We start from the raw sequence: 10,426 nt of genomic DNA, 5'->3' as shown, positions 1-10,426 counted from the left end.
CCAGCCCCCAAAAGGCCGGAACAGCATTACCACCAAAAGTTTTCAACAGATAATGAACAGAACGCGGGCGCCTCAGCCAACTCAAGCAAAGCCCGTCGACCCGAAGCCGCCATCGCCACGCGTGGTCTCACTTACTTCGACGCGCTCCTCAACCAGAACCTGAACGACGGGAGCGATAACCATCTGCGCAACGCGCATGCCACGTTCGATGATGAAATCCTCCTCCCCCAGATTGACAAGAATGACCTTAACCTCGCCGCGATAGTCGCTGTCGATTGTCCCAGGCGCGTTGAGGCAGGTAACCCCGTTCTTCAGAGCAAGACCGGACCGCGGACGAATTTGCGCTTCAAAGCCTTCCGGTATCTCAAATATCAGACCGGTAGGCACAGCGACGCGCTTTCCCGGCAGAAGGACGATCTGCCGGTCTTGTGGTAATGCAGCACGTAAGTCCATGCCCGCGGAGCCGCTCGTCTCATAGGAAGGAGGGGGAAGGCCTTCACTATGTGGTTGCCGGACAATGCCGAGGCGCGGCGCTTCGTTTGGAAGGGTCATGGTGCAAATCCTGAGATGAACGAACATCCGACTTCTGTGACAACTTTTCCGCTTTCTCAAGCCAATCGCAGTCTTTTCAAACGATTTTGCCCCAGCGCTCCTCTGCGCTTCACAACATGGCATTTCCTTCCTGCCTCGGTTTGCGCTAGAAGCAGCTCAAAATGAAATGCTCGGTCGAGACGGATTCCGCTCCTGCGCGATGAACTGAGGGACCATACTTACGTGGCTGACGATCTGAAACAGGCGGTTGCCCGCCGACGCACTTTCGCAATCATCTCGCACCCTGACGCGGGCAAGACGACGTTGACCGAAAAGCTTCTGCTTTTCGGTGGAGCGATTCAGCTCGCCGGAGAGGTCAAAGCAAAAAAGGATCGCATGAATACGCGATCGGACTGGATGAAGATCGAGCGCGAACGCGGCATTTCGGTCGTAACCTCGGTTATGACCTTTGAATATGACGACCATGTCTTCAACCTGCTGGACACTCCCGGCCACGAGGATTTCGCCGACGACACCTATCGCACACTAACCGCGGTAGATTCGGCGATCATGGTAATAGACGCCGCCAAGGGTATTGAACCTCGCACACTGAAATTGTTCGAAGTGTGCCGCTTGCGCAATATCCCCATCATTACATTCGTCAACAAGATGGACCGCGAAACGCGCGATCCATTCGAGATTCTGGATGAAATCGAAGACAAGCTGGCGCTGGACACGGCTCCGGTAACGTGGCCGGTCGGGCGCGGCAAGACCTTTGCCGGAACATATCATCTTGCCGACAACGCAATGCGGACGACTGATGCGCAGGAACATCGCGAGATTGTCGAGGGCCCCCGATCAGCCAAGGTCGCCGGGCTCCTTCCTGCCAACGAACGTGACGCGTTTACCGAAGAACTGGAGCTGGCGCGCGAAGCGTGCCGCCCGTTCAACAGGCAATCTTTCCTCGAAGGCCACCTGACGCCGGTTTATTTTGGCTCGGCCCTGCGCAATTTCGGCGTGCGCGATCTAATCGAAGCGCTCGGCGAACATGCGCCGCAGCCACGTGACCAGGAGGCCGATTCACGTACTGTGTCATCGACCGAACGGGGCATGACAGGCTTCGTGTTCAAAATCCAGGCGAACATGGATCCCAACCATCGCGACCGGATCGCTTTCATGCGCGTCTGTTCAGGAACGTTGAAGCGCGGCATGAAGGCGAAGTTGACGCGCACCGGAAAGGCACTGTCGCTTTCCGCCCCGCAGTTTTTCTTTGCGCGCTCGCGTATTACAGCCGATGAAGCTTTTGCCGGCGACGTCGTCGGCATTCCCAACCACGGCACCCTGCGCATAGGCGATACATTGACGGATGGCGAAGAGCTGCTTTTCCGAGGTGTGCCCAATTTTGCACCGGAAATTCTTCGCCGCGTTCGACTAGGAGATGCGATGAAAGCCAAAAAGCTGAAGGAAGCACTGCAGCAAATGGCGGAAGAAGGCGTAGTGCAGCTCTTTACCCCTGAAGACGGCTCGCCTGCTATCGTCGGGGTAGTCGGCGCGCTGCAACTCGACGTATTGAAACAGCGTCTGGACGTGGAATACTCTTTGCCCGTCGATTTCGAGGTCGCACGTTTTTCGATCTGCCGCTGGATCTCGGCAGATAATGAGGCGGAGTTGCAGCGGTTCATCAATGCGCACCGCGCCGACATGGCCCGCGACCTGGATGATGATCCGGTTTTCCTCGCACAGCACACGTTCTCTCTCAACTACGAGGCCGATCGCTGGAAGGATATCCGCTTTGCCGATATCAAGGACTATCAGCAGCGCAAGGCTGCCTGAGATTTAGCTTCTCTGAGGCAGTCAGGTGAGGACTGCTTCAGATTTCAATGATTTCGTTGACAAAGAAGTCCGCGACGCGACGCGCCAACCGTTCTGCCACCTGCGTTTTGTCGAGCTCCGGCCACTCCTCAACGCCCGCCTTGCTGACCAGGCGCACTTGATTTCGAGTGCCGCCCATGATCCCAGTTTCCGTCGAGACGTCGTTAGCGACGATGAAATCCGCTCCCTTTCTGGCCAACTTGGCTTGCGCATTGTCGATCAGGTTCTGTGTTTCAGCCGCAAAACCGATCACAAGAGCAGGACGCTGCCTGTGATGCCCAACCGTGCGCAGAATATCGGGGTTCTCGATCAAGGCGAAGCTCGGCGTCGATTCCCCGACCTTCTTCTTGATCTTTTCGCCCCCTTCACTTTCGGGCCGCCAATCGGCGACTGCCGCGACCATGATCGCAGCATCGGAGGGCAGCTGCGCCTCGACAGCTGCCAGCATCTGACGCGCAGTCTCGACTTGGATCGTTTTCGGGCCGACAGGATCGGGGATGGCTACCGGACCGCGGATCAAGACCACATCTGCACCCAGCTTGGATAACGCCTCCGCTATTGCATGGCCCTGCCGGCCAGATGAACGGTTGGCAAGATAACGAACTGGATCGATCGGCTCATGCGTCGGACCCGAGGTGACGATGATCTTCTTGCCCCTGAGGGGCTGCGCAGAAGGAGTAAGATGCACTTCGACGGCATCGGCAATGGCCGTGGGTTCCACCATGCGGCCGACGCCTGCCTCACAGCTTTCAGCCATTTCCCCCGTGGCCGGACCAATTACATGAACGCCGTCGGCTTGAAGCGTCGCCAGATTGCGCTGCGTGGCCTTATTGCTCCACATTTTCGGATTCATCGCTGGTGCCATGAGCACCGGCCGATCTGTTGCGAGAAGGACTGTCGATGCCAGATCATTCGCTAGCCCATGTGCAGCTTTCGCCATCAAATCGGCGGTCGCGGGTGCGACAAGAACCAGATCGCATTCGCGCGCGAGACGAATATGGCCGACATCCTGCTCATCTGTACGGTCGAAGAGATCGAGGAAAACATGATCCGCGCTGAGTGCACCGGCCGCCAGCGGTGTAATGAAATTGGTGGCGGCCTGTGTCATGACCACGCGGACCAAGGCACCCCGCTCGCGTAAACGACGGATCAGGTCGAGCGACTTGTAGGCCGCAATGCCGCCTCCGATGATCAAGAGAATACGTCTGCCCGAAAGTTTCATCGTGTTACCACTGACCCCGCGCGCCAATCTCAAGACAATTGCACAGCTATGTAAACGAGAGTTGCCGCAATGATCCAGAGCGCAACGCGGCCAGAGCGGGTATGTCTTGCTTCCGATCTGCCTATCGCCTCAGCTGTTGCCGCGTCGAAACGGAACCCGTGCTCAACCATACGATCGGTCTCATGTGTCAAGCGCTCAAACCGGTGGGAGAATTCGGGTATCTGGCGTGACAGGCGAACGAGCGCGTGGAGACCTTCTCCGGCGTCCGCTAAAAGCCCCCTCGGCCCGAGATTACCCTTGATCCAGTCGCCTACCACCGGTTCCGCGGTCTTCCACATGTTGAAGGCCGGATCGAGCGTCCGGGCCACCCCCTCGACCGTTACCATGGTTTTCTGCAGGAGAATGAGTTCGGGACGCGTTTCCATATCAAAGAGTTCGGTTACCTCGAAGAGAAGCGTCAGCAAACGCGCCATGGAAATCGTTTCCGCCGGCTGACCATGAATTGGTTCGCCGATCGCGCGGATCGCTTGGGCAAAGGCAGCCACATCATGCTCGGCCGGCACATAACCGGCTTCGAAATGAACCTCCGCAACTCTGCGGTAATCGCGTGTAATGAAACCGTAAAGGATCTCGGCGAGGAAACGACGCTCCTTCTTTCCAAGACGGCCTGAGATGCCAAGATCGACGGCAACGATAGTGCCATTCGCCTCAACGAAAAGGTTGCCCGGATGCATGTCGGCATGGAAAAAACCGTCGCGAAGCGTATGCCGCAGGAATGACTGGATGAGATTGGACGCTAAAGCCCTCAAATCATGACCGGCATCTCGCAAGGCCTGGACGTCCGACATCTTGATGCCGTCGATCCATTCCATGGTGAGCACGTCTCCACCTGTGCGCTCCCAGTCAACCGAGGGCACGCGAAAACCCGGATCCTGCGCAGTGTTTTCCGCCAGAATGGAAAGCGCCGCGGCTTCAAGACGCAGATCCATCTCGATCTTGGTCGTTTGAGCCAATGTGCGTGCCACTTCGATAGGACGCAGGCGACGCGTCATCGGCACGAACCGCTCGATCATACTCGCCGCGAGATAGAAGCTTTCGAGATCCTGCGCGAAACGGCGGCGTATATCGGGGCGAATCGCCTTGATCGCAACTTTCTTTGAGCCGTGCTCAGTCCGGACCTGTGCGGGATGAACCTGCGCGATGGAAGCTGCGGCAACCGGTTCTTCGATGGAGAGGAAAAGTTCATCCGCCGGACGGCCGAGCGAACTTTCGAGAGCGCGCCGAGTCAAACCCGTCGGGAAAGTCGGCATACGATCCTGCAGCAGTGCGAGATCCACCGCGACATCCGAACCCACGACATCGGGACGCGTGGCAAGGAACTGCCCTAACTTGACATAGGACGGGCCAAGTTTTCCTACGGCTGCCGACATGCTCTGCACGCGGTCGCGCTTGCGGGAACGCGGACGGGCCAGAAGCTTCGAAACACGCCAGCCAAAGCCTGGAAGACCGGGCATGTATTCGCCAGGAAGGGCCGCGATCACACCTTCACGCACCATCACCCATCCTGCTCGTGCCAGCCGAAAAGCGGCAGCAACTTTCGTCATGCCTGCCTCTTACAACTTCCAGCCCGAGTGGAGCGCCGCAATGCCGCCAGTATAGTTGCGAATGCTGACGCGGTCGAAACCACAGCTTTCAATAACGCCTTTAAAGGTTTCCTGGTTAGGGAATTTGCGGATTGATTCGACGAGATAGCTATAGGACTCCGCGTCGCCGGTGATCATCTTACCTAGTTGCGGAATAGCGTTGAAAGACCAGGCGTCGTAAATTTTGTCGAGCAACGGAAGATCTACTTCGGAAAATTCCAGACACAGGAAACGTCCTCCAGGCTTCAACACACGATATGCCTCCCTTATCGCAACGTCGATGCGCGGAACGTTACGTATTCCAAAAGCGATCGTATAAGCATCGAAGCTGCGATCTTCGAACGGAAGTTCTTCGGCATTGGCTTCGACAAAGTCGACATGGGGGTCGAGTTTGCGCTTGATGGCGCGCTCGCGGCCAACGCTCAACATGGAGCCATTAATATCGAGCACAGTTGCGTGTGCATTGTTCTGCGAAGCCTCAACAATGCGAAAAGCAATATCCCCTGTGCCGCCAGCAACGTCGAGCACTTTGAAATCGCCGTATTTCGGCGGATTTAGCGCTGCGACCATCGCGTTTTTCCAAGCGCGATGCAGACCACCTGACATGAGATCATTCATGACATCGTATTTTTTGGCAACGCTGTGAAACACTTCGTTGACAAGCGGCTGCTTGTCTTCGGTGTCCACACTGCGAAATCCGTAGGATGTTCGCATGTCTTCGGCGCGGGTGCTTCTCGTATTGCTCATATTGCCTTCTTTCCAATGCGAGGCGACCATAGTCCATCCAGACTGCGGGCGCCATCCTTCGTCCGCCAGCTCTCACCTAATCATTATTGCCGGGACTTTCATCATGACCTCCACGGAAAACGAACTTTTAAACTGGCAACTTCCCTTGGCGGAATTGCACTGCCATATCGACGGAACCACATCGCCAGCCCTCGCATTGCGACAGGCTCGCAAATATAATGTCGATATTTCTGACGTCACAAATGGCGACCAGTTCTTATGGGGGAATTTCAGTCAGTTTCTCGATGCCTACGATCGTATTGCAGCACTCTTTCGCGATGAGGCCGATCACAAATTACTGACTTTCGATTATCTGAAGCAATTGAGCGAACAAGGCACTATCTACAGCGAGTTGTTCATTTCACCCTGTCACGCCGAGCAATCAGGACTTGGAGCAGAGCATTATGTCGAAGCGCTTAGTACCGCCGCGATCGAGGCAAAAGAGGCATTCGGCATCGAGTGCCGTTTCATCGTGACTGGTGTTCGGCACTACGGCGCCGAGAAGGTCACGGCTGCAGCGAAATTTGCGGCCACTTGCAAAGCGCCTCTCATAACAGGGTTCGGCATGGCCGGCGACGAGCGATTTGGCGACATTCGCGATTATGCTGCTGCATTCGATATCGCTCGTGATGCAGGTCTTGGCATCACGGTACATTCCGGCGAATTTGCCGGCGCAGAAGAGATAGAGCGCACTATCGACTCGCTTCGACCAGACCGGTTGGGGCACGGCGTTCGAGCCGTTGAAAGCGAGCGCCTGATGAAAGGAATTGCGGAGCAAGGCATAGTCCTCGAATGCTGCCCCGGTTCGAACATTGCGCTCGGTGTTTTTCCCAGTTTTGAAGCCCATCCCTTGCGTCTGTTGAAGGACGCAGGCTGCCGGATCACCGTCAGTTCTGATGATCCGCCCTTCTTCAAGACGACCCTGAAGCGGGAGTATGAAATTGCGGCCGAAACTCACGGCTTCACGGAAGCCGAACTCGTCGAACTCACGCGCGAAGCGTTATGCGCAGCCTTTATAGATGCGCGAAGCCGCGAAAGATTGCTCTCAAAGCTGCCTTAACGGTGCATTGCGCGACGGCTTGGCGTTTTCTTGCCTTCGGTCTTGCTTTAAGAAGAGATAAAGTTTGCAGGAGAAGAGCATGCAGGGCGTCAACGTCGTCGATCATCCACTGGTTCAACACAAGCTCAGCATCATGCGGGACAAGAACCTCTCGACAGCGAGTTTCAGGCGCTTGCTTAAGGAGATTTCCCTGCTGCTGGGCTACGAGGTCACGCGCGATCTGGAGCTAACAACGAAGGAAATCGAGACGCCGCTCGAAAAGATGCAGGCACCTACCATCGAAGGCAAGAAGCTTGTCTTCGCGTCGGTCCTGCGGGCAGGCAATGGCCTTGTGGAAGGACTTCTCGATCTCGTACCGGCAGCACGCGTTGCCCATGTTGGCCTTTATCGCGACCATGAGACGCTCCAGGCAGTCGAATATTTCTTCAAGGCCCCGAGCGACCTGGAAAATCGGCTGGTGATCGTCGTTGACCCGATGCTGGCGACGGCCAATTCCGCTATCGCGGCCATTCAGATGCTGAAGGATCGGGGTGCAACTAATCTGCGCTTCCTTTGCCTGCTTGCCGCTCCCGAAGGTATCTCCAACCTGCGCCGGGCGCATCCAGATGTCGAGATCTACACGGCTTCCATCGATCGTCAGCTTAATGAAAAAGGCTATATCGTTCCCGGAATTGGCGATGCCGGGGATCGGATCTATGGCACTAAATAAGTCTTGAAGCGAGGGCGGCAGCTTTCATTCTGCCGTCAAGCGCCTGCCGATCAGGGCAGAGCAAATCTGGCGCCTGTCCAAATACGCATATGCCGATGAAAGGCGCGACTGACTTCTCAGACACGCCTCCTTTGTTCTGGCATGAATGCGAAAAAGCGGCATGCCATGTTCGACGCGCGTTCCGGAAGGAACGATGTCGCTAAATCCCACGCTGTGATCTATCGGCTCGCCTGCCTTGGTACGGCCGCCTCCAAGTTCGACGAGTTCAAGGCCCAGCGCGCGGGTATCAATCCATGAAAGAAAGCCGGCTTTCTGACTTTCAACGACGTGCGTGACCGGAGCAGACGCGAGATGGTCCCCCGCTCGATCGATGAGATCGGCCGGACCACCCTGAGCGACGACCATACGGGCAAAAATTTCCGCCGCGCGTCCATCTATAAGGACCTGAGCTGCTGTTGCAGACGCATCAGCATTCGATTGCTCACTTCCCACGGAAACCAGCGTTTCCGCAGCGAGCGCTATGACGGCCTCACGTAACCGCTTCTCGGATCTGCGGTTGGTGAGCACATCGATAGCAGCTGAAACCTCCAATGCGTTGCCGACACTGCTCGCGAGTGGCTGGTTCATATCCGTCACGAGGGCAGTTGCCACAAGTCCAGTCTCTGCTGCCGTTCTTATAAGGCTCTTCGCAAGTTGAACGGCGTCGCGCTGACGCTGCATGAACGCGCCATTCCCATATTTGACATCGAGCGTCAGAAAGCGGAGTCCCGCTGCCAGTTTCTTCGAAAGGATCGACGCCGTGATCAAGGGAATGGATTCTACGGTCGCCGTTATATCTCGCACCGAGTAGAACGCGCGATCGGCGGGTGCAAGCTCATTGCTTTGAGCAATGATCGCACAACCAACATCCTCAACGATCCGCATAAACCGAAGGGTATCAATGTCCGTAGAGAGGTTGGGAATGGATTCTAGCTTGTCCAACGTCCCACCGGTATGACCGAGTCCTCGGCCGGAAATCATCGGCACGTGAACCCCGCAGGCAACAAGCACCGGGGCAAGGATGAGGGAAATATTATCTCCCACCCCGCCCGTGGAATGCTTGTCTGCGACCGGTCCCGGCAGGTGCGACCAGTCAAGGACACGTCCGGAATCACGCATAGCGAGAGTAAGCGCCGCTGTTTCTGCCGTGCTCATCCCGTTCAGGAAAACAGCCATCGCAAAGGCGGCAATTTGCCCTTCCGAAAGCTCACCTCGCCCCATAGAACAGGCGAATTCATAAAGTTCATCTCGACTGAGACTATGTCGATCACGTTTGCGGCGAATGATTTCTTGCGGCAAAGCCATGATCGACGCTCCTCCGAGGCAGCTAACTGTGTCGGCTAGTTGTTTGCTTCACGTGAATCATGCCTGATCAAAGCCTATTTCGAACGCTTTTTTTATAATCATCGAGAGACGTTTTCCACCGAGCGGGGCAACATCTTTCGTCTCTTGATGCGAAAGCTCCGCGCCGGTCATGCCGGCTCCAAGGTTGGTAATCACCGAACAGGCGGCAACGCGCATACCGAAAAAGCGCGCAAGAATGACTTCCGGTACGGTCGACATGCCCACGGCGTCTGCACCTAACATTTGGGCCATGCGAATTTCGGCTGGCGTTTCGAAGGAGGGCCCCGAAAACCACATATAAACACCCTTGGCCAGTGGGACGCCGATCTCATTCGCGGCTTGATCGAGGACGGAACGAAGCTTGGCATCGTAGGCCTCGGTCATCGATACGAAACGAGCGTCGCTGGACTCGCCAATAAGAGGATTGAGGCCCGACCAGTTGATATGATCCTCGATGAGCATAACTGAAGCTGGACTTACATTGGAGCGAAGGGATCCTGCGGCATTTGTCAGGATGAGGCGCTCGATACCGACCTGACGCAAAGCTTCCAGAACAGGGCGCATAGCGTCAGCATCCCCTCGTTCATAATAATGTACGCGCCCCGAAAGTATCAGAACCGGAACGCCGTAGAGCATCCCTGCGACCAGTTCTCCGCTATGCCCAGAAACGCCTCCCTCAGGAAATCCCGGAATTTCACGGTACGGAATGCGTACTGCACCGTCGACCGCGTGAACCAGTTCTCCAAGTCCCGATCCCAGAACCAGGGCCGTCCGTACCCTCAGCGAACCTAGTTTCTCCGTTATCACCCTTGCGGCCTTCATCCGATTTCCTCAGTAGAGAATCCGCGTGGAAAAATTGCCCCCAGCGGAACGGTTTCAACGATCCCTGTTTGATCACATAGGTGCAGGCGCGCCTGCGGACCCGCGAACTCGGCCAAGCGCTGACGGCATCCGCCGCATGGCGTGATCTTGTCCATTCTCTCGGCAACCACGACAATATCCGTTATCTTGCCCCCGTCGCCCATGACATAGTGCGAGAGGGCCGTCGTCTCTGCACACCAGCCCTCTGGGAAGGACACGACCTCAATATTCGCACCCGTGAAAACTTGTCCCTTTTCGGTCAGCAAGGCCGCGCCGACGGGAAAGTGTGAGTACGGACTGTGTGTTTTCTTCATTGCAGCGCGGGCAGCATGGAAAAGCTCGTTCAACAGCACTGACAT

The 10,426-nt window shown here is 56.3% G+C and carries 10 protein-coding genes; 3 read left to right on the top strand and 7 right to left on the bottom strand.

All coding sequences use genetic code 11. The features are described from left to right. Positions 1 to 81: 81 nt before the first annotated feature. Positions 82 to 552 carry a dUTP diphosphatase gene (gene dut / locus IE151_RS12050; protein ID WP_189490446.1) on the bottom strand — a complete coding sequence of 157 codons (471 nt, stop codon included), beginning with the start codon at positions 550 to 552 and terminating at the stop codon, positions 82 to 84. A gap of 222 nt (positions 553 to 774) precedes the next feature. On the opposite strand from dut, the gene IE151_RS12045 reads away from it, so the two are divergent. Then, positions 775 to 2,364, top strand: coding sequence for a peptide chain release factor 3 (locus IE151_RS12045; RefSeq protein ID WP_189490444.1), 1,590 nt, complete (start codon positions 775 to 777; stop codon positions 2,362 to 2,364). Positions 2,365 to 2,401: 37 nt separating this feature from the next. On the opposite strand, the gene coaBC is transcribed toward IE151_RS12045, so the two are convergent. Genes coaBC through ubiE form a run of 3 tightly spaced genes read right to left on the bottom strand, consistent with a single transcriptional unit; the run spans position 2,402 to position 6,015 of the window. After that, the gene (gene coaBC, locus IE151_RS12040; RefSeq protein ID WP_189490442.1) at positions 2,402 to 3,625 is read right to left on the bottom strand and encodes a bifunctional phosphopantothenoylcysteine decarboxylase/phosphopantothenate--cysteine ligase CoaBC; all 1,224 of its coding nucleotides are present in this window, start codon (positions 3,623 to 3,625) and stop codon (positions 2,402 to 2,404) included. A 29-nt stretch (positions 3,626 to 3,654) separates the two neighbouring features. After that, on the bottom strand, positions 3,655 to 5,229 hold the full coding sequence (gene ubiB, locus IE151_RS12035) for a 2-polyprenylphenol 6-hydroxylase (RefSeq protein ID WP_189490440.1): 1,575 nt from the start codon (positions 5,227 to 5,229) through the stop codon (positions 3,655 to 3,657). Between the two features lie 9 nt (positions 5,230 to 5,238). After that, positions 5,239 to 6,015: a bifunctional demethylmenaquinone methyltransferase/2-methoxy-6-polyprenyl-1,4-benzoquinol methylase UbiE gene (gene ubiE / locus IE151_RS12030; RefSeq protein ID WP_189490438.1), complete on the bottom strand. Its 777-nt coding sequence runs from the start codon at positions 6,013 to 6,015 to the stop codon at positions 5,239 to 5,241. Positions 6,016 to 6,118: 103 nt separating this feature from the next. Between ubiE and IE151_RS12025 the strand changes: the two genes are divergently transcribed. Continuing rightward, positions 6,119 to 7,114: an adenosine deaminase gene (locus IE151_RS12025; RefSeq protein ID WP_189490436.1), complete on the top strand. Its 996-nt coding sequence runs from the start codon at positions 6,119 to 6,121 to the stop codon at positions 7,112 to 7,114. Between the two features lie 79 nt (positions 7,115 to 7,193). Beyond that, positions 7,194 to 7,823 (top strand): uracil phosphoribosyltransferase, encoded by a 630-nt coding sequence (upp, locus tag IE151_RS12020; RefSeq protein WP_189490433.1) that lies wholly within the window; start codon positions 7,194 to 7,196, stop codon positions 7,821 to 7,823. 24 nt (positions 7,824 to 7,847) lie between these two features. Here the strand turns inward: upp and deoA are convergent, their stop codons facing one another. Genes deoA through cdd form a run of 3 tightly spaced genes read right to left on the bottom strand, consistent with a single transcriptional unit; the run spans position 7,848 to position 10,426 of the window. Continuing rightward, positions 7,848 to 9,167, bottom strand: a complete 1,320-nt coding sequence (deoA, locus tag IE151_RS12015) for a thymidine phosphorylase (RefSeq protein WP_189490431.1) — start codon at positions 9,165 to 9,167, stop codon at positions 7,848 to 7,850. A 57-nt stretch (positions 9,168 to 9,224) separates the two neighbouring features. Further along, positions 9,225 to 10,028, bottom strand: a complete 804-nt coding sequence (locus IE151_RS12010; protein ID WP_189490429.1) for a purine-nucleoside phosphorylase — start codon at positions 10,026 to 10,028, stop codon at positions 9,225 to 9,227. Next, complete coding sequence (gene cdd / locus IE151_RS12005) at positions 10,025 to 10,426, bottom strand: cytidine deaminase (protein ID WP_382345193.1); 402 nt, start codon at positions 10,424 to 10,426, stop codon at positions 10,025 to 10,027. Before cdd ends, IE151_RS12010 begins: the two co-directional genes overlap by 4 nt.

The sequence above is a fragment of the Limoniibacter endophyticus genome (genome assembly GCF_014652835.1).
Lineage (GTDB): Bacteria > Pseudomonadota > Alphaproteobacteria > Rhizobiales > Rhizobiaceae > Limoniibacter > Limoniibacter endophyticus.
Note: the sequence above shows the minus strand (reverse complement) of the source record. Positions and strands in the feature narration are given on the sequence as shown.